Below are 25079 nucleotides of genomic sequence, written 5' to 3'. Positions count from 1 at the left end.
AAAATGGATATTAATTTAAAATGTATTCTAAAATAGATTGCGCTGCCTCTTTTCCGTCCTGAACGGCATTCACAACTTCTTTTCCGCCGTTGATGCAATCGCCGCCGGCAAATACACCTTTTAAATTCGTAGATAAATCTCCGTTCACAGAGATTTTTCCGTAATTATTGTGAAGTTGATTGTCATTAACCAAATTCTCAAAAGGGGTTTGTCCTGCTGCTTTGATGATCATATCGACTTCCAAAGTAAAAGTTTCACCCGTGTCAATCGGGCTTCTTCTTCCCGAAGCGTCGGGTTCGCCTAAAGTCATTCTGCTGCAAACCAACCCGGAAACTTTTCCGTCATTAAGCAAAACTTCTTTTGGCGCGGCTAAAAATTCTAATCTGCAACCGTCTAATTTTGCGATATTCAATTCAACGTCGGTGCAAGGTTTTTCATTTTCAGTTCTTCTGTAAACAATGGTCACTTCTTTTGCGCCTAATCTTTTGGCTTGAGTTGCGGCGTCAATTGCCGTCATTCCAAGTCCGATTACTGCGACTTTATCGCCAACAGGAATTTCAGAAAAATCGTGGGTTCTTAAATCATAAATATAAGAAATAGCATCTTGAACGCCGATGGAATTTTCTTCTGGAATTCCTAATTGTCGTGCAACACCAACACCAATTCCCAAGAAAACAGAATCAAAATTATTCTGTAGATCTTCCAATTGAAAATCTTTTCCTAACTCTTGGTTGTATTGAATGTCAATTCCGCCGATGGATTTGATGTATTCTACTTCGTCCTCGCAGAATTCTGGTGTAACTTTATAAGCCGCAATTCCGTAAGTCATTAAACCTCCGCCTTTGGATTCTTTCTCAAAAACAGTTACATGTGTTCCTTCAAGGGAAAGATAAAATGCACAGGATAATCCAGCCGGACCAGCGCCAATTACGGCAACTTTTCTGCCGTTTGACGGTTTTCTTTCAAATAATTTCCATTTATTTGCGATTGCCGGTTCGGTTGCGTAACGTTGAAGTTTTGCAATGTGAATCGGCGTTTCGTCTAACAAATTATAAACGCAGGCGCCTTCGCACAATTTTTCTACGGGACAAACTTTAGAACAGCCACCACCAAAAATATTTGATGTGAAAATAGTTCGTGCAGAACCTTTCAAATTCTCAGTTGCAATTTGTTTAATGAATTTTGGAATGTCAATACTTGTCGGACACATTTTAGTGCAAGGCGCATCGTAACACATAATGCAACGATTCGCTTCCAAAATAGCACCTTCATTATTTTCAAATGGTGGATGAATATCCGAGAAATTTTCTAAATAATTTTCTGGCGACAAACGGTTTTTTGTTATCATAGTTTTTAGTTGTCAGTTGTCAGTTGATGGATAATATTTTTTTGATCTTAATCTTTTTATAGTCTTTAAAGTTCAGTTAAATCCTGATAAGTTTCTGGTCTTCTATCTCGATAAAACTGCCATTTTGAACGGATTTCAGTAATTAGATTCATATCTAAATCTGCGATTAGAAGTTCGTCTTTATCCTCAGAAGCACAAGCGAAAATTTCTCCGAAAGGATTTACAAAATAAGAAGTGCCGTAAAATTTGCCCAAATTCCAAGGTTTTTCAATCCCAACTCTGTTGATGCAACCCATGAAATAACCGTTTGCTACTGCGTGTGCAGGTTGTTCGAGTTTCCATAAATTTTGAGATTGACCAACAGTTGTTGCGGAAGGATTATAAACGATTTCGGCGCCATTTAAACCCAATGCTCTTGCGCCTTCAGGAAAATGTCGGTCGTAGCAAATGTAAACGCCCACTTTTGCATATTTTGTTTGAAAAACGGGGTAGCCTAAATTTCCGGGTTTGAAGAAAAATTTCTCCCAAAATCCACCAGTTTGTGGAATATGATTTTTCCGATATTTTCCTAAATATTTTCCGTCTGCATCAATTACTGCTGCAGTATTGTATAAAATTCCTTCGCCATCTTTTTCATAAATCGGAACGATGATTACCATTTGATATTTTTTGGCGTAATCACTCATTAAATCAGTTGTTGGTCCGGGAACGGTTTCCGCGGAAGCATACCATTTTGCGTCTTGTCCCGGACAAAAATAAGGCGTGTTGAAAATTTCCTGCAAGCATAAAATCTGAACGCCTTTTTTCCCGGCTTCGTCAATAAAAGGCAGATGTTTTTCAAGCATCGCTTGTTTTATTTCATCAATACTTCCTTCGCCTTCGGTGATTGCGAGTGACATTTGGATTAATCCTGATTTTATTTTTCTAGCCATTTTTTTGTTTTTTAACGCAAAGAGCGCAAAGATTTTTTTAACATTTTGAAAATATTTTAAGTTCGCAAAGGCGTTTCACTTAGCAAAGTTTGAAAGATAATTACTTTCTTAAATTTTATTTTGCACTTTATTTCTTCGGATAAATTGTCCGAAACCTTTTTCTGCAAAGCACTCGTTGTTGTCAATTGCTTTTTTACCACGCAAGAAAACTGTTTTCACTTTTCCGGTTATTTCCCAACCTTCGTAACCGCTGTAATCGACGTTCATATGGTGTTTTCTGGCGGAAAGCGTGTGTTTTTCATTTGGATCAAAAATTACCAAATCTGCATCTGAACCAATTGAAATAGTTCCTTTTTTAGGAAACATTCCGAAGATTTTTGCAGCGTTTGTGGAAGAAACTTCCACGAATTTTTGTAAAGTGATTCTGTCTTTTTTTACACCTTCAGAAAATAATAATTCCATTCGGTTTTCAACCGCGGGATGACCATTCGGGATTTTAGAAAAATCATCAATTCCCAATAATTTTTGTTCCCACATAAATGGACAATGATCGGTTGCAACCACTTGCACCAAACCTTGGTTAATTCCTGCCCAAAGTGTTTCCTGATCTTTCTTTTCTCTTAAAGGCGGCGACATCACCCATTTTGCACCTTCAAAATTATTCTCATAAAGTGAAGCATCTAAAAGTAAATATTGAATGCAGGTTTCTACAAAAATATCTTGATTTCTTTTTGTTGCATTTCTCACGGCATTCAAAGCGCCTTCACAAGTCATGTGAACAATATAACCAGGACAACCAGTATAATTTGCCATATCGATAAATCTTTCGCTGGCTTCGGCTTCGGTTACTTCGGGTTGCGATAAATAATGATAAAGCGGCGCAGTTTTACCTTCTTTTAAATTTTTTTGAACCAAATAATCTATAACATCGCCGTTGGTTGCGTGAACATTTATTAAACCGCCATATTTTTTTACTTCTTCCATTAAGCCTATCATTTGTCGGTCATCAATCATCAAAGCGCCTTTGTAGGCCATAAAAGTTTTGAAAGAAGTAATGCCTTCTTCTTCAATAAATTGCTTGATTTCTGGTTTTGTATTTTCATTAAAATCAGTAACCGCCATGTGAAAAGAATAATCGCCAACTGCAGTTCCGGTTGCGCGACTTTGCCAATCTTCTAAAGCAGAATGAAGCGATTTTCCTTGGGTTTGAAGGATGAAATCTATCACAGTTGTCGTTCCACCAAAAAGTGCGGCACGAGTTCCGGTTTCGTAAGTGTCGCTGGAAAAAGTTCCCATAAAAGGCATGCTCAAATGAACGTGTGGATCAATTCCGCCGGGGAAAATCATTTTTCCAGTTGCATCAATTATTTCGTCTGCCTCAAAATTCAAATCTTTTCCAATTGCAGAAATGGTTTCACTTTCGATAAAAATGTCGCCGATAATGTTATCGGATGAGGTAATTATATTTCCGTTTTTTATTAAAATACTCATTTTCTTAATTTTAAATTAAATTTTAATAATTCATTTAATTAATTCAGTTTTTTTAGACTTCATTAAAATCAAATAAACAATTGCGCTCACGAAAAATCCAACGAACCAAGCGTAACTGTACAAATGATTAATCCATTCCGGAATTGAATTTTCTGGAATGACTTTTATAGTGATTAAAAATCCTGCAATATTTGGTAAAATTCCGATAATCAAAGCTAAAACTGCTTTTCTATTTATTCCATTGGTATAACTATAAATTCCTTTATTTTTATATAAATCATTTAGAATTAATCTTTGTTTTTTTACGAAATAATAATCCGCAATCAAAATCCCGCCGATTGGTCCTAAAAGTGAAGAATAACCCACGAGCCAAGTGAAAATGTAGCCTGAAGGATCTGCAATTAATTTCCAAGGACAAATTAAAATTCCAATAATTCCTGTGATGTAACCGCCCGTTCTGAAATTTATTTTTTTAGGATTTAAATGTGCAAAATCATTTGCCGGACTTACAATATTTGCTGCAATATTAGTTGCCAAAGTGGAAAGTGCAACCGCCAACATTGCAAAAGCAACAATAAATTTATTTTCGAATTTCCCTGCTAAAATAACTGGATCCCAAATTGTTTTGCCATAAATAATGAAAGTTGCAGAAGTAACAACGACACCAATAAAAGAAAAAAGGGCCATTGAAGTAGGCAAACCAAGAATTTGTCCTGTTATTTGTGCTTTTTGATTTTTTGCATATCTTGTAAAATCTGGAATATTGAGAGATAAAGTTGCCCAATAACCGACCATTCCTGTTAAAGCGGGAAAGAAAAATTTCCAGAAACCTGCGGAATCATCATCAAATTTTGAAGGTTGCGATAAAATTGGACCTAAACCGTGGGCTGCAAAAATCGCCCAACAAAGCAATGCAATTGCTGCAGCTGGAAGAAAAATCGCTTTGAAAACCAAAAGTTTTCTTATACTTTCAACGCCCAAATAAACGACGTACATATTAATTAGAAGAAAGAATATAAAGCAAAGGAATGGTAATAAATCAGGAAAAAATCCCTTGACTGTTCCGTCGGGAAGACTTGGGAACCAGATTTTTAGAATTTGATAAAGTGACGCACCACCAATCCAAGTTTGAATTCCAAACCAGCCGCACGCAACAATTGCCCGTAAAATCGCCGGAATATTTGCCCCGAAAGTTCCAAAACTTGCTCTTGCAAAAACTGGGAAAGAAATTCCGTATTTTGTTCCAGCGTGACCGTTTAGAATCATCGGAATTAGCACTACTAAATTTCCTAAAAATATGGTTAAAACAGATTGCCACCAATTCATTCCGCCTTCTATCAAAGAACTTGCGAGCATATAAGTTGGAATACACATCGACATAGAAATCCAAAGTGCGGCAAAATTAAATGTGCCCCAAGTTCGATCTTTTAACGCGATTGGCGCTAAATCTTTACTATAAAGTTTGGATTGTTTTATGTCTTCGTCGATCATAATTATATTTAAATTACCGCTTGATCTGCAATTTTAATGGCTTCAGAAATAATGGCTAAACCTTCATCAATCTGTTCTTTTGTTACTATCAAAGGTGGCGCAACGAAAACGAAGTTCCATTTTACAAAAGTGTACATTCCCAATTCTTTAATTTTTGCCGCCACTTTATTCATGACAACCATTTCTTCTGGTTTTGCGTTGAATGGCGCCATTGGTTCTTTGGTGTTACGGCTTTTTACTATTTCGATACAACCCAATAATCCTGTATTTCTAAAATCGCCGATTGAAGGATGGATTTTCTTTAATTCTTCTACTTTTTCTTCCATGTATTTTCCCATTTCGCGAGCTCTTTCGATGAGGTTGTCTTCTTCGTAAATTTTTAAAACTTCTAATGCAGCTGCGCAAGAAACTGCATGAGCCGAATATGTTAAACCTAATGGTAAAACCGTATCGTCATATTTTGAAGCAATTTTTTCTGTTACCATCACGCAACCTAAAGGTAAATAACCACAAGTTAAACCTTTTGCCATGGAAATCATATCGGGAACGATGCCGTGATTTTGAAAACCAAACCATTGTCCGGTACGTCCAAATCCAGACATTACTTCATCCATAATTAAAAGGATACCGTATTTATCGCAAATTTTTCGAACTTCTTTTAAATAATTTTCAGGATATTTTAAACATCCAGAAGTTCCAGATTCGCCTTCCAAAAGAATTGCAGCTATTGTATTTGGACCTTCGTAATGTATTTGTCGTTCTAAAGAAGCAATTGATTCTTTTAGTAAGTTTTCTTCGCCCTGTTCGTAACGATAAGAATAGGGTAAATCGAAATGTACAAAATTTGGTGCTTGTTGAGAATCTACAGGAATTTTTCTGGGATCACCACCTGCGGAAATAGTCCCGATAGTTGCACCGTGATATGATTGATATCTTGCAAAAATTTTATGACGACCCGTATAAAGTCGTGCTAATTTGATTGCGTTTTCATTAGAAGTTGCGCCACAAACTGTAAAAAAAGCTCGGTTTAAATCTCCCGGACAAATTTCTGCTAATTTTTTACCCAGATCTCCTCGCACTTTTGAAACACAAGCGGGTGAAATAAATGAAACTTCTTGCATTTGTTTTACAACAGCTTCTGTAACACGTTGATCTCCATAACCAATATTTGAATTCATCAAACCAGAAGAAAAATCTATAATTTTTCTACCGTCGAATTCATAAAGATAAACACCTTCTGCACGTTGAATAGCGAAAGGATCAAGTCCTTTCTGTTTACTCCAAGACATTATGGTATGATTCAAAGCATTATCAACAACTTTTTTTTTCTCTGTTTTATTTAAAGTTTCTGACATTTTATTTGTTTTTTTATTTTTAAATGTAATTAACTCATCCAATTTATACTGGCTTCAGAATTCCATTTAATAGTTGTTTTTTTTAGTTTCGTCCAAAATTCTATGGAACTTTTTCCTGTAATATCACCAACTCCGAAACTAGAATCATTCCAACCACCGAAAGAAAAAGGTTCTCTTGGAACGGGGACACCGATATTTACACCAATCATTCCTGCAGAAGCATGATCTGCAACATATCTTGCAGCACCACCACTTTGAGTGAAAACTGCGGCTGCATTTCCATAAGGATTTGCATTTTCAATCGCTAAAGCTTCATCAATGTTATTAGTTCGCATAATCGAGATCACCGGACCGAAAATTTCTTCAGTTGCGACAGACATATTTGGTTTTACAAAATCAATAATAGTTGGTCCCACATAAAAACCACCTTCTTTTCCTTTAACAATAGTATTTCTTCCGTCTAAAAGAATTTTGGCACCGTCTTTTTCAGCCTGCGTGATATAAGATTCGATGCGATCTTTTGATACTTTTGAAATAACTGATCCTAAATTTTCGCCAGGAATTATTTTTTTTGCTTCATCGACCATTTTGGAAATAATATGATCAGTTTCTCCAACTGCAATCATTGCAGAAGCAGCCATACAACGTTGTCCGGCGCAACCAGCCATTGATGCCGTTACATTTGCAGCGGTCATTTCTGGATTTGCATCTGGTAAAACCAACAAATGATTTTTTGCACCACCTAAAGCAAGACAGTTTTTAAGATTTGAAGTGGCTCTTTGATAGACAATTTTTGCCACTTTTGTAGAGCCCACAAATGAAATTGCTTTAATTTCTGGATGATCGCAAATAGCTTCTACTATTTCTTTGTCTCCATGAATAATATTTAAAACGCCATCTGGAAGTCCAGCTTCTTTCAATAATTCTGCAATTTTCATTGCACTTAAAGGAACGGCTTCTGAAGTTTTTAAAATCATACAATTTCCCAAGGCAATAGCGTTTGGAATCGTCCAGTTTGGAACCATTGAAGGAAAATTAAAAGGAACAATTGACGCCACAATTCCTACGGGAACACGTTCTGTACGACATTCTACACCTTTACTGACTTCTAAAAGTTCACCTTGAACTAATTGTGGTAGAGAAACAGCAAATTCGGTTAATTCAACTGATTTTTCTACTTCAGCTTTAGCTTCTCCGAAAGTTTTACCGTTTTCTTCTTGAACTAATTCTGCTAATTCTTGCATGTTTTTTTCAAGAAGATTTTTGAATTTGAAAAATACTTGAACACGATCTTTTATTGGAGTTATAGACCAAGTTTTAAAAGCTTTTTTTGCTGAATTTACGGCTTTATTTAAATCTTCGTTTGACGACATAGCGACTTCAGAAATTACTTCACCGTTTAATGGAGAATAAATGTCAATCCACCTATTAGAAGTAGAATTTACTAATTGACCGTTAATGAAATTTTTGGTTTTTCCGTACTTTAATTCTGTTGACATATATTTGTTATATTTTAAAACTTACTTTAGTTAAAATTTTTTTTATCAAATATATAAATATAAAAACAAAATTTGCAAAAAAATAATTATTTTTCGTAAATTTGTTTATGAATTCACAACATTTAAATGATTTAGATTTTTCCATTTTGAAGGAACTTCAAAAAGATGGACGGGCTTCTTTTACTGAAATTGCTGATAAATTAGGCGTTTCTATAAGTAATGTAAGATCCAGAGTGACAAAATTACTAGAGGATAAAACGATACAAATTGTAGGAAGAATAAATCCACAAAATGTAGGTTTTAATGCTTATGCACATATTGCAGTTTCAGTGAGACCAGCGCAAAAGATTCCAGATGTTATTAAGTTTTTAATGGAAATGCCAGAAGTGAGTTTCTTAGCAAATACTTCGGGTGAATTTGATATTGAAGTGGATATTATGACCAAAAATAATGAACAATTGCATAATTTAGTGAACAAAAAAATTGCAAAAATAGATGGTGTTTTTCAAACAAAAACCACTCTTTATATGAATGTTCATAAATATGCACAACCAGATTTAGATTTGATTAAGTAATTATTATAAAATAAAGATATATCAATAATTTCTCATAGTTTAGAAATCATTTTTCTAGTTGAATTTCTAATAAAGTAAATTCTTTTAAAATAATTGAAAATTTTTATTGCGGTGTTGAATGAAGAAAATAAAAGGAAATAATTTTTTAAATAACAATTTTATATTTAATAATCATATTGAATAAAAAAACGCCTTGAAAATCAAGGCGTTTTTTTATTCAAAATTGTAGACCCACAGGGACTCGAACCCCGAATGACGGTACCAAAAACCGGTGTGTTACCAATTACACCATGGGTCTCTTTTATTTTGGTGGTGCAAATCTAAAAATATTTTATATACTAAACAATTATTTTTGAAAAAATTCTTAAAAAAAAGTTTTTTGAAATTTTAAGTCAATATTTTTGTTAGTTTTTAAAATTAAATTTCTGTATTTTTACATTCTAAATATTATAAATGGCAACAGCAGAAGATAAGAAAAAAGCGCTGAGTTTAGTGCTAGAAAAATTAGATAAAACCTACGGAAAAGGAACCGTAATGACTTTGGGAGAAGATGCAGTGATTGAAGATATTGAAGTTATTCCTTCTGGTTCTTTAGGTTTAGATTTAGCTTTGGGAGTAGGTGGTTATCCAAGAGGTAGAGTGATTGAAATTTATGGTCCAGAATCTTCAGGAAAAACGACTTTAACTTTACATGCTATTGCAGAATCTCAAAAACAAGGTGGAATAGCAGCTTTTATTGATGCAGAACATGCTTTTGATCGTGGATATGCAAAAAAATTAGGAATCAATTTAGAGGAATTAATTATTTCTCAACCCGATAATGGAGAACAAGCTTTAGAAATTGCAGACAATTTAATTCGCTCAGGAGCAGTAGATATTGTTGTCATAGATTCTGTTGCAGCTTTAACTCCGAAAGCCGAGATTGAAGGTGAAATGGGAGATTCTAAAATGGGACTTCATGCGAGATTAATGTCGCAAGCTTTAAGAAAATTAACCGGAACAATTAGCAAAACGAAATGTACTGTAATTTTTATTAACCAATTAAGAGAAAAAATTGGTGTAATGTTTGGAAATCCTGAAACTACAACTGGCGGTAATGCACTTAAATTTTACGCTTCTGTAAGAATTGATATTCGAAAAGCAAGTGCACCAATTAAAAATGGAGATGAAGCAGTTGGAAGTAGAGTGAAAGTGAAAATTGTAAAAAATAAAGTAGCGCCTCCTTTTAAAATTGCAGAATTTGATATTATGTATGGAGAAGGAGTTTCTAAAGTGGGTGAAATTTTAGATCAAGGAGTGGAATTGGGAATTGTACAAAAAAGTGGTTCTTGGTTCAGTTATGATTCTACTAAATTAGGACAGGGAAGAGATGCCGTGAAAGACGTAATAAAAGACAATCCAGAATTAGCTGAAGAATTGGAGACAAAAATTAAAGCTAAAATTAAAGAAAATAGAAAATAATTTATTTCAATTTACAAAAACCGACTTTTAAATAAGTCGGTTTTTTTTTATACAATTTCTATATTTTCAAAATCTCTAAAACCATTTAAAAAATCTTTTACAGACATTCTTTTTTTACCTTCTAATTGAACTTCTGTTGGTTTATAAATTCCATTTTGAGTTGAAATATTAAACTCTTTTTTTGAAATTTCTAAACTTCCAATTTTTTTTAAACTATTATTTTCTATAAAAGTTCCAGCAAATATTTTTAAAGTTTTTTCGTCATTATTAATTTTAATTTTAGTGAAAGCAGCTGGATATGGAGAATGGCCGCGAATGAAATTATAAACTTTTTCCGCAGGTTGATTCCAATCGATTTTCATATCATCTTTGAAAATTTTAAACGCATTTTTAGGATTTTCAACGATTGGTTGAGGTTTTTCTTGAATCGTATTTTCAGCCAATCGATTTAAAGTTTCAACCACTAAATTTGCACCTAAATCCATTAATCGATCGTGAAGTTCACCTGCGTTTTCTATTTCTGAAATTTGAAGTTCATTCTGTAATAAAATATTTCCTTCATCTATTTTTTCATTAATAAAGAAAGTGGTTGCGCCCGTTTTTGTTTCACCGTTAATAATTGCAAAATTAATTGGTGCCGCGCCGCGATAATCGGGGAGAAGTGAAGCGTGAAGATTGAAAGTTCCTAATTGCGGCATTTCAAATAAAATTTTCGGCATCATTCTAAAAGCAACGACTACAAAAATATCTGCGTCTAAACTTTTTATTTCTTCAAGAAAATTTTCATCTCTTAATTTTAAAGGTTGAAATATCTTTAAATTATTTTCTTCAGCAAAAATTTTTACAGGAGAACTGTGCATTTTTTGACCTCTTCCAGATTGTTTATCGGCGACTGTAACGACGCCTACAATTTCATGTTTAGATTTAAAAATAGCTTCCAAAGAAGCTTTTGCAAATTCTGGAGTTCCGAAAAACACCACTTTTAATTTCTTCATTTTTTTCTTTTCAAACTTTAATTTAAAGTATAGGTTTTAAAATCTGCCATTTTAATTTTCTCTAAATCTAAAAGCAAAATTACATTTTCTAATATTTTTTCTTTTGGAAATTGTGGTATTTGCACGCAAATTTGTTCCATTGTAAGTTTTTTTTCTTTAAGCAGATGTAAAATATTTTCAGATAGCGTTTTTGGATTTATGAAATTTTTACTGTGTTCACAAACATTGCAAATCCCACAATCTTGCACATTTTTTTCTCCAAAATAAGAGAGTATTAATTTCATTTTGCAATAATCTTGGTCTTCCATGAAAAACTTCATTTCTTCCCATTTTTGTAATCTATTTTTCTGAATTTGCTCAAATAATTGCCAATAAGAATTCTCTGTTAAACGCTCATTTCTGTGTTTTAAAAATTTCACTGAAGCCAAATCTCCATCAACATAATAGATGTAATTTTTAGCAACCAATTCTTTAATTCTCTGTTTTATTAAATGTGGACTGATTCCTAATTTTTGACTTAAATAATCTTCATTAAATGAAACTTTATAAGAAGAAAATCCAGAAATATTTCTAAGTAACAATTCTATAAAATAAGAGTCTTTCGCGGGAAGTAATTCTATTTCATCGGAGGAAATTTTAAGTTCTATACTGGATTTTGATTTTTTATTTTTATAAAAAATGATTTCTTGAGTGTGTAAGAAGTTTAAAACATTTTTAATTTTTGCAAAAGAAAGTTTGGTAAAATTCTGAATATTCTGAAGTTTTAATTCAAATGTTTCTTCTGGTAATTCATTTTCTGCAATTTGAAAAGTGGAGTAGAGATAGGAAATTATTCTTAAAAATTCTTTTTTATTTGGAATTGCATTGTAAAGCACGTCATTTATACTGCTTATTTCAGATTTATTCCAAAGCAAAAATGCATAACTCATTTCTCCATCTCGCCCAGCTCTCCCAATTTCTTGATAATAATTTTCTAGCGAAGCAGACGGAGAAAGATGAATTACGAAGCGAACATTGTCTTTGTCAATACCCATTCCGAAAGCATTTGTAGCGACAATAACGTGATTTGCACTTTTTAGCCAAAATTCTTGAATTCTATTTTTATCATCTGAAGATAAACCAGCGTGGAAAAAATCAACACTTTTATTTTGCTTTTTTAAATAAGCACATAAATCTTCGGTTTCTTGGCGAGTTCTTGCGTAAATAATTCCGGAAGAATTAGCGAAATTTAATAGATTTAAAATCCTTTCATATTTATTAGAAATTTCATCAATGAAAATTTTAATATTTTCTCTTCTAAAACTTTTTTGGAATATCTGAGTATTTTTTAATTCTAGTTTTTTTTCAATTTCAATTAAAACTTTAGGAGTTGCAGTTGCGGTGAGTGCGACGCAAGGTAAATTGGAAAATGTTTTTCTAAATTTTGCTATGTTTTGATAGCTCGGTCTAAAATCTTGTCCCCATTCTGAAATACAATGCGCTTCATCTACTGCGATAAATGAGAGTTTTATATTTTCTAAATGACTTAAAAAAATAGGATCCATTAAACGTTCTGGAGAGACGTAAAGCAATTTTGTGAGTTCGTCTTTGCAATTATTGTAAATTAATTCGGATTCTATATCGTCTAATTCCGAAGAGATAAATTCTGCTTCAATGCCTCTGTTTTTTAATTGTAAAACTTGATCTTTCATTAAAGAAAGTAATGGTGAAATCACAAGACAAGTTCCTTCTAAAAGTAAAGCGGGTAACTGATAACAAAGAGATTTTCCACCTCCCGTAGGTAAAAGAACTAGATTGTCTTTACCAGAAATCACGGAATTTATAATTTCTTCCTGGTTCTCTCTAAATTTAGAAAAGCCCCAAAAATGAAGAAGTGTTTTTGTTTTTAGTTGTTCAAAATGTAGATCAGAAATCATTGAGTAAAAGTAAAGAAAATTTGTAAAGCAAAAAAGCCATACAGATTGTACGGCTTTATAATTTAAAATAATTTTTAAAATTATTTTGTTTCGAAGTAAACTCTTCTATTAGCTCTGTTTTTCCATTCAGGACATTTTGTAGTTGGATTACATTCTGGATATTTAAGGTCATTTTCACCTCTACCAACTGCTTCCAATTTTGAAGGATCAACTCCGTTCCCAATTAAATAAGATTTCACACTATTTGCTCTTTCTTCTGAAAGTTTTTGATTATAAGATTCTGAAGCACTTGCATCTGTACCACCGATTATTTTAAAAGCAGTTTTTGATAAATTAATTACACTTGCTGCATTATTTAAAATTGGAGTATTTGAAGGTAAAATTCTTGAAGAATTCAAATCAAATTCTATTCCCTCTAAAGCTCTTGAAGAATCAGAAATAATTCCTGTTCCTGCTTTAATTATTGGACTTTTAGAATTGCCAATAGGACAACCGCTGTTTTCTACAGGTCCAGGAACCATTACACATTTATCATTAAGATCAATCACACCATCTAAATCCGAATCTAATGCAACACCTGCGCCATCAACTCTTGCTCCAGCTGGAGTGTCAAGTTGTCTATCCCAATCATCACAAACACCATCATTATCTAAATCTCCTTTTTTACAAACTTGTACGTCTTGGTTCTTATTTGCTAAAACGTCTAATTTGTGATAAATTTCTTGCATTGGATCATACCACATTAAATGCGATTCATGCTTTCCTAATTTTAATGACAAACCTAAAGTAGCATTAAAAAAATTATCTGAAACTTGATCTTCTATTTGATTTATTGAACTGTATTGTACGCCGCCTCCATCAAAAGAATCATCACCCGTGTAGACATACATTACTCTGGTTTCAATATCAAATCTTCTATTTATTTTAAATTTTAAACCGGCACCTGCTTGTCCAAATAAGGCATTTAAATTAAATGGTTTGATTTCTGTTTGTAAAACTTCAGTTGTTCCATTTTTTAGATACGCTCTGTACGCTAAAGTTCCAATTCCTGCGTAACCATGCAAAGTCCATCTGAAATTTGAATTATTATCTATTCTTCTTAATAAATTTGAGAAATTAATATCACCTAAAAGTGAAATAGCGTCATATTGAGTTCTCGCTCCGTTTCTTTGACTTACAGGACCCGTTGTTGGACCTGCGTTTTTTGTATTAAACCAACCTTGTCTTGTTTCTCCTTTGTCATATTGTAGGTTTATTCCAAATGCATTTGTAATGGCTTTATCAACACTTATATAGGCAGAATAACCAAAAACATCTTTTCCATTTCCGTTTTTAATTGAAGTGAGATCTGCAGATTGAACGAGCGGAATTCCTGCTCCAATTGAAATTTCCCAATCATTAAATCTTTTAGATTTTTGAGTAAAAGATTTAATATTAGAAGTTTCGGATAAAGAGTTATTTGGTTGCTTTATTGACGAAACTGAAGTGGAATCTTGTGCATAAAATATTATTGGTAAAATCAATAATAGTAAAACGCTAGCAAAATTTAGTTTCATATTTTTTGTTTTAATAAAATTAATCTAATATTTATTTTCCTATGAAATAAACTCTTCTGTTTGCTTCATTTTTCCATTCAGGACATTTTGTTGCGGGATCACATTCCGGGTATTTTAAGTCTAATTTCCCATGTCCTTCTGCAGTGAGTATATTTTTACTTACACCTTTTTCTACGAGATAATTTAAAACCGCATTTGCTCTTCTTTGTGATAAATCTTTATTTAATTTTTCCGAACCTCTTGCATCAGTTGCTCCGACAATTATATATTTGTAAGATTTATCTAAAGTTTTGATTATTTCTGCAGCATGATTTAATTTATCAAATGATTTTGGTTTTATTTTATCACTATTTAATTCGAATTCAATTCCTTCAAAATCATTTTCTACAGAAGCTGTAGAGTTTTCAATTATTTGTTTTGTTTCTATGGGACAACCATTATTTGAGATTGGACCTTGTACGGTTACACATTTATCATACAGATCTATAACTCCATCTAAATCCATATCTAAAGCAATACCTGAACCATCAACTCTTGCTCCAGGTGGAGTATCAAGTTGTCTGTCCCAATCGTCACATATTCCATCATTATCAAGGTCACCACTTTTACAAACGGAAAAAATATTAGATTTATTTTCTAAACTAAGAGTTCTTTGATATGCATTTTGTAAAGGATCATACCATGTAAGATGGTTTCTATGTTTCCCTAATTTAAAAGTTAAACCTAATGTAGTGGTAAACATATCATCAGAATAAGAATCATTTATTAAATTATAACCAGGAGGATCGCTGTGAGTAAATCCACCACCATCAAATTCATCATCACCAGAAAAAATATACATTACTCTTGCTTCAACATCAATTAATCTATTAATTTTATATTTTAAGCCTGTTCCTAATTCAAAAAAGAAAGAGCTTATGTCCAAATCTTGATCAATCATTATAGGAATTCTTCTCGGTGTTGTACTAAATCTAGATTGATCATTATCTAAAAGTTGTGTACGATAGCCAACAAAACCAACACCTCCATATCCATGAAGTGCCCATTTAAAATTTGAATTACTATCAATTCTTCTAAATAAATTAGAAAAATTGACATCTCCAATTATAGAAACTTGATTGTATTTAGTATAAGCGGTTGCAATGCCTGCTTTTATTCCTGCAGCACCAGGAAGTTGTCCTTTTTGGTTAGTTTGTCCCTTTTGATAAAGTAAACTTATTCCAAAAGCATGAGAAATTTGTTTGTCGATGCTTAAGTACGCGTTCCAACCCCAATTAACTTTACTATCATAGAATGAAGTGAGATCTGCATAATTCATAAACGCACCTCCGCCGCCAACAGATATTGCCCAATCATTAAACAAGCGCGAACTATTATTAAATTTTTGTACTTCAGAAGAACCTGACGAAAATGTTGTTACACCAGAAACTACAGTTTTTGTTTTTGCTTTTTGAGCAAAAATCATAAAAGGTAAAATAAAAGCTAAAAATAATTTCACTTTCATACTTTTAAATTTATTTGTCTTTTAATTGAGATATTAGTTTTTTAGAAAAATCTCTTTCATTAATATGTTTATAATGAGGCAAGTTTAGTTTTTTACTTATAAAAGTTAGCTTATTAAAATATATTATATCAATGTCTATAATTCTATCCGAATAAAACCCAAACTCAGCTGAATCCTTTTCTCTACCCATTTTTCTCTCAATTTTTTTAAGTTTTTTTAAAAGCTCCAAAGGAGATAAAAACGTGTTTAAACTAACTGCAATATTACAAAAATTATTTGAACTTTTGTATTCCAATGGCTCGGTTTCTAAGTATTGTGATTTGTCTAAAATCTTCCCAATTTCATTCTCAATCAAGTTAATAGCTTTATCAATATTTTTCTTTATTTTACCAAGATTACTACCAAGTAACAAAACCACTAAATGTTGCGACATATATTTAAATTTGTAACAAAATTATGAAGAATTTTTTCAAACTGGTTTTAGCAAACATTGTAGCAATAGGAATAATGCTTACTTGTATCATAATGTTTTTCTTCCTTTTTATTGTAGTTTCTGCAATGAATGGAGAAAAAGATGTTACTGTAAAAAATAATTCTATTCTTACCTTAGATTTTAAAACTAAAATAATAGATAGTCCAACTGAAGTGAAAGAGAATATTTTTAACTTTAATAATGAAGATAAAAATGTAACGATTTATAATGCACTCCTCTCAATAAGAAAAGCTAAAAATGATGATAATATTAAAGGAATAAGCATTGAAACAGATAACATTTCTGCAGGAATTACACAATTGGTAGATGTAAGAAATGCTTTGCTTGATTTTAAAAAATCAGGGAAATTTGTTTATGCTTATGGAAATACGGTTTCTCAGTCTGCTTATTATTTGGGTTCTGTTGCGGATAAATATTATCTAAATCCTGCAGGTGGAGTAGAACTGAAAGGTATGGCTGCAGAAGTGGTTTTTTATAAAAATTTCATGGATAAATATGGCATTAATGCTGAAATTATTCGTCATGGTAAATTTAAAGCAGCGGTAGAACCTTTTATAAAAAATGAAATTTCACCAGAAAATAAAGAACAACTTTCTACTTTATTAAATGATATTTGGAGTAGAACTTCTTCTGAAATTGCAAAATCTAGAAATATTTCTCCGGAAAATTTTAAAACAACAGTGGACAGTTTATATTCTTTAATCCCAGAGTTAAGTCTGAAAAATAAATTAGTAGATCAATTAATTCAGGAATCACAATATGATGATATTTTAAGAGCAAAATTAAAAATTAAAAAAGATGAAAAACTTAATAAAATATCCTTTGCGAATTATGTAAAATCAAATAAAGAAGACAATAAAGACAAAAATAACCAAATTGCGGTGCTTTATGCATCTGGAGAAATCTATAATGGAAAAGGTTATGAGGGAATTTACGCAGAAAATTTTAAAAAACAAATCAAGAAATTAACGGAAGATGATGATGTAAAAGCAGTTGTATTACGCGTTAATTCACCTGGTGGAAGTGCAAATGCAGCGGATGAAATTTTATTTGAATTACAAAAATTAAAAAATAAAAAACCACTCATTGTTTCTTTCGGAGATTACGCCGCTTCTGGTGGTTATTATATTTCTATGGCGGCAGATAAAATTTATTCTGAACCAAATTGCATCACAGGAAGTATCGGTGTTTTTGGTATAATTCCTTATTTTAAAGACATTGCAAATAAAAATGGAATTCGTTCCGATGTTGTTTCCACCAACGCAAATTCTAATATGATTTCTCCTATTAATGGCTTATCACCAGGAACTTTAACGATGATGACAAGAAGTGTGGAAGGAACTTACAAAAGATTTGTGTATTTCGTTACTCAAAATCGAAAAAAATCTTTTGAACAAATCGATGAAATTGGAGGTGGAAGAGTTTGGAGTGGGACGCGTGCAAAAGAATTAGGTTTAGTAGATGAATTGGGAACGTTAGATGATGCAATTTTGTACGCTGCAAAAAAGGCAAAATTAAAATCTTACAATGTTGCTTCTTATCCGAAAGAAATCAGCAAATTCCAACAAATATTTAAAAGTATGGATGAAGATGAAATCTCAGCAAAAATTATTCAACATAAAATAGGTAAAGAAAATTATCAAACATTTGAACAGATTTTTAATCCGAAAAATAAAGAAGCAGTAATGATGAAATCGATGTATGATATAAAATTCTAATAGAATTGAAACATAAAAAAGCGGTTCTGAAATTTTCAGAACCGCTTTTGTTTTAATTCTTATGCTCTTTTCGTCGCCATGCCATAAAGCCAAAGAACGATTAATGCACCTCCAATTGCTAAAATCCAGCTTTTAGGATTCCAAAATGTAGAAACATCTCCCCAATGAAGGATATAAACTCCAATTGCGCCGCCTACAAAAGCGCCCACAATTCCTAAAATAATTGTCATTAACCAACCCATTCCCTGATTTCCAGGCATAATCATTTTTGCAATGGCACCTGCGATAAGACCAAAAATGATCCAAGTTAAAATTCCCATAGTTTTAAATTTTAAAAATTAATAATGATTTGTTGTTTGTAGAATTAAAATTATAAAAAAATTTTATATTTCACTAATTAATAGGAATAATTTAATAAAATGACTTTTTTAATTTCTTTTCCTAAAAAAAGAATCTACAAATTCTGTTCCATTAAATAATTGCAAGTCCGTCATCTTTTCACCAACACCAATATATTTTACTGGGATTTTAAACTGATCTGAAATCCCAATTACCACGCCACCTTTTGCAGTTCCATCTAGTTTTGTAACTGCAAGAGCAGTTACTTCAGTGGCTGCAGTAAATTGTTTGGCTTGCTCAAAAGCATTTTGTCCGGTAGAACCATCAAGAACCAACAAAACTTCATGGGGCGCTTCTGGTAAAACCTTTTGCATCACACGTTTTATTTTAGTAAGTTCATTCATAAGATTTATTTTATTATGTAATCTTCCCGCAGTATCGATGATTACAATATCTGCATTTTGCGCCACCGCAGATTGAACGGTATCAAAAGCAACGGAAGCTGGATCAGAACCCATATTTTGTTTTACAATAGGAACACCAACTCTTTCACTCCAAATCACCAATTGATCTACTGCAGCGGCTCTAAAAGTATCGGCTGCTCCTAAAACCACATTTTTCCCTTGAGATTTAAATTGATGTGCAAGTTTTCCAATAGTTGTAGTTTTTCCCACACCATTTACACCTACAACCATTATCACATAAGGTTTTTTGCTTTCATCAATATTTCCAGTCTGTGCATGTGGATTTTCTAAAAGCAAACCTGAAATTTCTTGTTTTAAAATTTCATTTAATTCATCAATATTTACATATTTGTCTTTCGCAACACGTGCTTCAATTCTGTTGATTATTTTTATAGTTGTTTCTGCACCAACATCAGAAGCAATTAAAATTTCTTCTAAATTGTCTAAAACATCTTCATCTACAGTATTTTTACCAACCACTGCTTTGGAAATTTTCTCAAAAAAACCTTGGTTAGATTTTTCCAAACCTTTATCTAAAGTTTCCTTTTCTTCTTTTTTAAAAATATTTTTAAACCAACTCATAATTTATAAATGATATGTGATAAATGATGATTGATTTTTCAATCCGCATTTAATAATTTTCTAAGTCTCTGATAATAATTTTGATAAAGTGTGTGGGAATTCAATTCAATTAAATTTCCACAATATTTATCTCTGTTCTCTTTTATTTTCTGAAATTTTAAAAATCTTTGTGACTTTGTGGTTAATCTCCACAGAAAACAAATATAATAAAAAAACTACCCAAAATTTTTGGATAGTTTTTATATAATTTTATGAAGAGAAATTATTTTTTCAAATAAGCTTCTACATCATCTGCATTCATTACTTTTTCGTTAAAAATGTAAGCTCCAGATTTAGGAGATTTTTCCATTTTTATTACTTTCGTCATTTTTTTAGATCCTGCACCACCTTGAAGTGTTGCTACTACTTTCTTTGCCATTATAAATTATTTGATATAATTACTTAATTTCTTTATGAATAGTATATTTCTTCAAAACTGGATTAAATTTTTTTAATTCCAATCTCTCAGTTGTATTCTTTTTATTTTTGGTAGTAATGTATCTAGACATTCCTGCAACACCACTTTCTCTGTGTTCTGTGCACTCCAAAATTACCTGTACTCGGTTACCTTTTTTTGCCATTATTTCTTACGCTTTTTTAATAAATCCGTTTCTAGTAGCTCTTTCTAAAGCTTCGTCAATACCGATTTTGTTAATGATTCTTAAACCGTGTGCAGAAACTTTTATGGTTACGCTTTTATCCTGCTCAGGAAGAAAAAATTTCTTTTCTAATAGATTGATTTCAAAACGACGTTTCGTTCTGTTCTTCGCGTGAGAAACATTGTTTCCTACCATTGCACGCTTACCTGTAATTTGGCATATTCTAGACATATCCTGATGTTCTTTTTACGATTAAGTATTTGAGTTTGCAAAATAACGAAGAATTTTTCAGTCTTACAAATATTTTTAAACTTATTCTTTTAGAATTTTTAAATACTTATTTTCTAATAAATACAAGTTTTTAAATTTAATAATTAAAACTATTTTTTACGAGCCAACCATTTTTCACCATAATAATAAATCACCAAAAACCCAAGAGTGAAAAGTGAAATTCTTGCGAGTAAATCTCCAGTTCTGCTGTAAAAAGTAAGATGATCATAAAGTTGAATTGTTGCAGGAAGTGCCGTTTTATCACCATAAATTGTATCTGCTAAAACATCGCCTCTTGCATTAATGTGCGCAGAAATTCCGCTGTTTGCAGCTCGTGCAACTTCACGTCTGTTTTCTATGGCACGAAGTCTTGCATAAGCCATTAATTGTTTGTGACCTTGCGAAATTCCCCACCAAGAATCGTTCGACATAATTGCTAAAAAATTAGCGCCATTTCTCACATATTGCGTTACGTAATCACCGTAAATACTTTCATAGCAAATAATTGGAGCGAGTTTCCCTTTGTTAAAAGAATTAGTGAAAACTTTTCTAGTTTTGCTCATTCCCAAAGAAACTGTAGTTCCGCCTAAATCTATCATTGCGTTTCCTAAAAGCGGTTTTAAAACATTGATGTAAGGAAACATTTCCACGCCTGGAACAAGTTTTCCTTTGTGGTAAACTTCCACATTTTTATTAGGTATTATTTGCACCGCAGAATTAAAACTGTCAAGATAATAACCTTGCTGATTTTGAAAAGCAGTTTCTGATTTTGATTCTTCGTTTGGGTAAAATTTATGCGAAGAAATTCCTGTTACGAAAATAGATTTCGGCTTTTTTTTAAGAAAATGTTTAACATTATTTAAAATTAAACTGGATTGAAATCCGTTCTCCGAAATTGAACCATAACCGGGAAGTGCAGTTTCAGGCGCAATAAAATAATCAATTTTAGCATTTGGTTTTACTTCGGCTAATTTTAATAAATCATTGACGATTGTAAGACTGTCCGTTGTATATTTTTCGGAATAGGGATTTAAATCTGGTTGAAGCAAAACGACATTCACTTCTCCGATAGGTTTTTCATCACACTGGTAATATTTAACAAAAGAAATTGCAATTGGAACAAAAATTATCACCGTTAAAATTGCCAAATTTTTAAACAAATTTTTCTGAACTCTTCCTGCTTCCCAAATTCTAATAGTGTAAAATGCAAAAATATTAATCAATAAAATCCAAAAAGAGCCGCCTGTTGCTCCAAAAGTATCATACCACTGAATTATTTTCGGATAATCTGCAAACGCATTTCCTAAATTTAACCACGGCCAAGTAAATTGCCAACTACGAACTAATAATTCCATTGACATCCAAATCGCGACAAAAAATACCAAACCGAAATAAGTTCCTGCAGCGTTTTTGTATCGGTGATAAATTAAAAAAGTAACAGACATCACCAAAGAATTAAATAAAACTGGGAAAATAACGGCTAAAAGTGAATGACTTCCATCTGGATTTAAAGCGTTGTACAACCAACCAGTTGTGATGATATTCCAAATCATAAAAGTCAAATAACTTAAACCAAAAACCGATAAAGATTTTCTTTTTAATTTGCTAAATTTAGAAATGTCGTGTTCCATCATTAAAAGTGGAACAAAAGCAAAAAATATAAAAAAAGGAATGCCGAAAGTTGGCCAAGAAAGACTGAAGAGCACGGCAGAAATCAGACTTAAAACTAAATATTTCATATGGATTTACTTATTTTTTTAAAAAGACATATGTTATCGCCTACTCAGATTAATATCGATTTTTTACAGTAATTAAGGGCGATTTCATAGGGAAATCAAAGTGCGAAATTACGAAAATTTTATACTTCAAAGTTTTCTAATTTAAACCATTTTGTCATTCCGTAGGAATCTAAACTGCTTAGATTCCTACGGAATGACAAAATTATGTTTTAGCAAATTGTAGTATTTATAAATGTCAAGAATTCACAAATTCACGGTTTAAATTATTAACTGTTGTTTTCAGAATTTCATAAGATTTTAATTTTGCTTTTTGACTGTAAATATGTGAAGTAATCATCAATTCATCCACATGAAAAGTATTTTGAAATTCTTTTATTTGATTTTCAATACTTTCTGGATTTCCTATAAAACTATATTTTAATTTCTGCAAAATACCTGCTTTTTCCATTGGATTCCAGATTTCATCCATATCTTTTGACGGCGCGGGAAAAGGTTTTCTGTCGTTTCTGATAATATTTAAAAAAGCTTGGTATAAAGTTGTTGCTAAAATTTTTGATTCTTCTTCAGTTTCAGCTGCAATTCCATTTACACAAGCAATTGTGTAAGGTCTTTCTAATTGTTCTGATGGTTGAAAATTTTCTCTATAAATATAGAAAGCTTCGCGCATCATTTCTGGTGCAAAATGTCCTGCAAATGCATAAGGTAAGCCCAATTCTGCCGCTAAATACGCACTTTCTGTACTCGAACCTAAAATATAAATTGGAATATATTGTCCTTCTCCAGGAATTGCACGAACTAAAGCGGAAGAATTTTCTTTTGAAAAATATTTTTGCAATTCTAAAATTTGACGGGGAAATTGTTCATTTATAATTCGGGGATTTCTTCCTAAAGCTTGTGCGGTAAGTCCATCTGTTCCGGGAGCTCTTCCAACGCCCAAATCAATTCTTCCAGGAAATAAACTTTCTAAAGTTCCAAATTGTTCTGCAATGACCAAAGAACTGTGATTTGGGAGCATAATTCCTCCCGAACCAACACGGATTTTTTTGGTTCCATTCGCAACAAATCCAATTAAAACGGAAGTTGCCGAACTCGCAATACTTGCCATATTGTGATGTTCTGCAAGCCAAAATCTTTCGTAACCTAATTTTTCTAAATGTTGCGCAGATTCTAATATTTCATCAAAAGTTTGCTTTAAACTTCGGTTTTCCTTTACGGTTGCTAAATCTAAAACGGAAAGTTTGAGTTCAGTATTTTTCATAAAATAATTTCAACAAAATTTACACCAAATGAGCGCCCGAAAAATTATTGGTATAAAAGAAGTTTTAGTGCTTATTTTAAATTTCTACTTTCAGGATTTTACTCTCGCAGATTTTGCAGATAAAGCAGATTTTTAAATTCTAACTTTTGATTAAGTTCACGAAACATTATCGTAGATTTCGTAAGTATTTCTGGCATTTTTAAATGACCTAGGAAATGGAAACGTTAAGAAATTTTAAATAATTTTCGTTAAGAAATTTCCATTGTTTGAGTGGCGGCAGTAAATTTAATTCTACATAACTAATTTTCTTTTCGCCCGAGTTTTGGAAATTTTAGAAAATTCTTTAAAATTTTAGTTGGAATTTCCAGTCTTGAATTTTTGGTTCTTTTACTTCAAGGCAAAAGAACAGAAATTTAAAAACCTAAATTATATTCACTTCCCGTTCCAACAAAATCCCAAATTTCTCCAAAACAGAATCAATAATCAGCTGTGAAAAATTAAAAATTTCTTCACCCGTCGCTTTTCCAGTTGCATTAATGATGACCAAAGATTGGTCTTTATGACTCGCCACATTTCCGATTTGTTTTCCTTTCCAACCGCATTGTTCAATCAGCCAACCTGCAGGAACTTTTATTCCGTTTTCGTTTGGATAACCTGGAATTGTGTCAAATTCTTCCTTTAATTCTAAATAATTTTTTTTGGAAATTGTTGGATTTTTAAAAAAACTTCCCGCATTTCCAACAATTTTTGGATTGGGCAATTTACTTTCTCGAATGGCGATCACCGCTTTGGAAACTTCTTGAATCGTTGGATTTTCAATTCCCATTTTTTCCAATTCCACTTTTATGGCGCCGTATTCTGTTTTGATGAAATGATTTTTTGTAGTCAATTTAAAAGTCACTTCCAAAATCACATATTTTCCTTTGCCTTCTTTTTTGAAAATAGAATCGCGATAACCAAAATCACATTTTTCTTTATCGAAAGTTTCGACTTCTAAAGTTTCCAAATTTAAAACTTTACAACTCACAAAAGAATCTTTAATTTCCACACCATAAGCGCCGATATTTTGCATCGGAGAAGTTCCCACATTTCCCGGAATTAAAGATAAATTTTCAAGTCCGCCATAATTTTTAGTCAAACAATATTGAACAAATTGATGCCAATTTTCACCCGCTTTTGCAGTGATAAAAACTTCATTTTCGGAAATTAGTTCTTCTGAAATTCCTTTTAAATTAAGTTGAATTACTAAACCATCAAAATCTTTGGTGAACAATAAATTGCTTCCTCCTCCGAGAAAAAGTAGTTGTGAAGGTGTAAGGTAGTAAAGTTGTAAGGTTTTTAACGCTTCCAAAAGTTCTTCCAAAGTAGAAACTTCCGCGAAATATTTCGCCGAAACATCTACACCAAAAGTGTTGTGGTTTTTAAGAGATTTGAGATTTGAGATTTGAGACATTA

Annotated in this window: 22 protein-coding genes and 1 tRNA gene; 3 read left to right on the top strand and 20 right to left on the bottom strand. The window is 32.1% G+C overall.

The window, feature by feature from the left end; translation table 11 throughout:
* Positions 1-10 precede the first annotated feature (10 nt).
* From ACN0WB_RS08460 to ACN0WB_RS08435, 6 genes are all read right to left on the bottom strand, one after another.
* A complete protein-coding gene (locus ACN0WB_RS08460; protein WP_417430768.1) occupies positions 11-1348 on the bottom strand; it encodes an NAD(P)-dependent oxidoreductase in 1338 nt (445 codons plus the stop codon).
* Between the two features lie 65 nt (positions 1349-1413).
* On the bottom strand, positions 1414-2280 hold the full coding sequence (locus ACN0WB_RS08455) for a nitrilase-related carbon-nitrogen hydrolase (RefSeq protein WP_417430767.1): 867 nt from the start codon (positions 2278-2280) through the stop codon (positions 1414-1416).
* 108 nt (positions 2281-2388) lie between these two features.
* Positions 2389-3771, bottom strand: coding sequence for a dihydropyrimidinase (hydA, locus tag ACN0WB_RS08450; protein WP_417430765.1), 1383 nt, complete (start codon positions 3769-3771; stop codon positions 2389-2391).
* Positions 3772-3801: 30 nt separating this feature from the next.
* Positions 3802-5262, bottom strand: coding sequence for an NCS1 family nucleobase:cation symporter-1 (locus tag ACN0WB_RS08445; RefSeq protein ID WP_417430763.1), 1461 nt, complete (start codon positions 5260-5262; stop codon positions 3802-3804).
* A gap of 8 nt (positions 5263-5270) precedes the next feature.
* Positions 5271-6617, bottom strand: a complete 1347-nt coding sequence (locus ACN0WB_RS08440) for an aminotransferase class III-fold pyridoxal phosphate-dependent enzyme (protein WP_417430761.1) — start codon at positions 6615-6617, stop codon at positions 5271-5273.
* Positions 6618-6646: 29 nt separating this feature from the next.
* Positions 6647-8116 (bottom strand): CoA-acylating methylmalonate-semialdehyde dehydrogenase, encoded by a 1470-nt coding sequence (locus tag ACN0WB_RS08435; protein ID WP_417430759.1) that lies wholly within the window; start codon positions 8114-8116, stop codon positions 6647-6649.
* A gap of 107 nt (positions 8117-8223) precedes the next feature.
* On the opposite strand from ACN0WB_RS08435, the gene ACN0WB_RS08430 reads away from it, so the two are divergent.
* Positions 8224-8691 carry an Lrp/AsnC family transcriptional regulator gene (locus ACN0WB_RS08430; protein WP_417430757.1) on the top strand — a complete coding sequence of 156 codons (468 nt, stop codon included), beginning with the start codon at positions 8224-8226 and terminating at the stop codon, positions 8689-8691.
* A 226-nt stretch (positions 8692-8917) separates the two neighbouring features.
* Here the strand turns inward: ACN0WB_RS08430 and ACN0WB_RS08425 are convergent.
* Positions 8918-8989, bottom strand: a tRNA-Gln gene (locus ACN0WB_RS08425).
* Between the two features lie 155 nt (positions 8990-9144).
* On the opposite strand from ACN0WB_RS08425, the gene recA reads away from it, so the two are divergent.
* Positions 9145-10152, top strand: coding sequence for a recombinase RecA (recA, locus tag ACN0WB_RS08420; RefSeq protein ID WP_417430755.1), 1008 nt, complete (start codon positions 9145-9147; stop codon positions 10150-10152).
* A 47-nt stretch (positions 10153-10199) separates the two neighbouring features.
* Here recA and fmt read toward each other — a convergent pair whose 3' ends face one another.
* From fmt to folK, 5 genes are all read right to left on the bottom strand, one after another.
* Positions 10200-11147, bottom strand: coding sequence for a methionyl-tRNA formyltransferase (gene fmt, locus ACN0WB_RS08415; protein WP_417430753.1), 948 nt, complete (start codon positions 11145-11147; stop codon positions 10200-10202).
* Positions 11148-11164: 17 nt separating this feature from the next.
* Positions 11165-13063, bottom strand: coding sequence for a RecQ family ATP-dependent DNA helicase (locus ACN0WB_RS08410; RefSeq protein ID WP_417430751.1), 1899 nt, complete (start codon positions 13061-13063; stop codon positions 11165-11167).
* A gap of 80 nt (positions 13064-13143) precedes the next feature.
* The gene (locus ACN0WB_RS08405) at positions 13144-14619 is read right to left on the bottom strand and encodes an OmpA family protein (RefSeq protein ID WP_417430749.1); all 1476 of its coding nucleotides are present in this window, start codon (positions 14617-14619) and stop codon (positions 13144-13146) included.
* Positions 14620-14650: 31 nt separating this feature from the next.
* Positions 14651-16123 carry an OmpA family protein gene (locus tag ACN0WB_RS08400; protein ID WP_417430748.1) on the bottom strand — a complete coding sequence of 491 codons (1473 nt, stop codon included), beginning with the start codon at positions 16121-16123 and terminating at the stop codon, positions 14651-14653.
* 10 nt (positions 16124-16133) lie between these two features.
* A complete protein-coding gene (gene folK, locus ACN0WB_RS08395) occupies positions 16134-16556 on the bottom strand; it encodes a 2-amino-4-hydroxy-6-hydroxymethyldihydropteridine diphosphokinase (RefSeq protein WP_417430746.1) in 423 nt (140 codons plus the stop codon).
* Positions 16557-16579: 23 nt separating this feature from the next.
* Here folK and sppA point away from each other — a divergent pair, with 23 nt between their 5' ends.
* Positions 16580-18334, top strand: coding sequence for a signal peptide peptidase SppA (sppA, locus tag ACN0WB_RS08390; protein ID WP_417430744.1), 1755 nt, complete (start codon positions 16580-16582; stop codon positions 18332-18334).
* Between the two features lie 59 nt (positions 18335-18393).
* Here sppA and ACN0WB_RS08385 read toward each other — a convergent pair whose 3' ends face one another.
* From ACN0WB_RS08385 to murB, 8 genes are all read right to left on the bottom strand, one after another.
* Positions 18394-18654: a GlsB/YeaQ/YmgE family stress response membrane protein gene (locus ACN0WB_RS08385; protein WP_417430742.1), complete on the bottom strand. Its 261-nt coding sequence runs from the start codon at positions 18652-18654 to the stop codon at positions 18394-18396.
* A gap of 108 nt (positions 18655-18762) precedes the next feature.
* Positions 18763-19719 (bottom strand): signal recognition particle-docking protein FtsY, encoded by a 957-nt coding sequence (gene ftsY, locus ACN0WB_RS08380; protein ID WP_417430740.1) that lies wholly within the window; start codon positions 19717-19719, stop codon positions 18763-18765.
* 262 nt (positions 19720-19981) lie between these two features.
* Positions 19982-20137, bottom strand: a complete 156-nt coding sequence (locus ACN0WB_RS08375; protein WP_103913420.1) for a DUF4295 domain-containing protein — start codon at positions 20135-20137, stop codon at positions 19982-19984.
* Positions 20138-20156: 19 nt separating this feature from the next.
* On the bottom strand, positions 20157-20339 hold the full coding sequence (rpmG, locus tag ACN0WB_RS08370) for a 50S ribosomal protein L33 (protein WP_417430738.1): 183 nt from the start codon (positions 20337-20339) through the stop codon (positions 20157-20159).
* A gap of 6 nt (positions 20340-20345) precedes the next feature.
* Positions 20346-20588, bottom strand: coding sequence for a 50S ribosomal protein L28 (gene rpmB, locus ACN0WB_RS08365; RefSeq protein WP_417430736.1), 243 nt, complete (start codon positions 20586-20588; stop codon positions 20346-20348).
* 149 nt (positions 20589-20737) lie between these two features.
* Positions 20738-22366, bottom strand: a complete 1629-nt coding sequence (gene lnt, locus ACN0WB_RS08360) for an apolipoprotein N-acyltransferase (protein ID WP_417430734.1) — start codon at positions 22364-22366, stop codon at positions 20738-20740.
* A 235-nt stretch (positions 22367-22601) separates the two neighbouring features.
* Positions 22602-23624 carry an LLM class flavin-dependent oxidoreductase gene (locus tag ACN0WB_RS08355; protein ID WP_417430732.1) on the bottom strand — a complete coding sequence of 341 codons (1023 nt, stop codon included), beginning with the start codon at positions 23622-23624 and terminating at the stop codon, positions 22602-22604.
* Between the two features lie 421 nt (positions 23625-24045).
* Positions 24046-25077 carry a UDP-N-acetylmuramate dehydrogenase gene (gene murB, locus ACN0WB_RS08350; RefSeq protein WP_417430730.1) on the bottom strand — a complete coding sequence of 344 codons (1032 nt, stop codon included), beginning with the start codon at positions 25075-25077 and terminating at the stop codon, positions 24046-24048.
* Between the last annotated feature and the right edge of the window lie 2 nt (positions 25078-25079).

The organism is Halpernia sp. (assembly GCF_048269545.1).
GTDB lineage: Bacteria > Bacteroidota > Bacteroidia > Flavobacteriales > Weeksellaceae > Halpernia.
The sequence above is the reverse complement of the archived record's forward strand: the minus strand, read 5'-3'. Positions and strand labels throughout refer to the sequence as shown.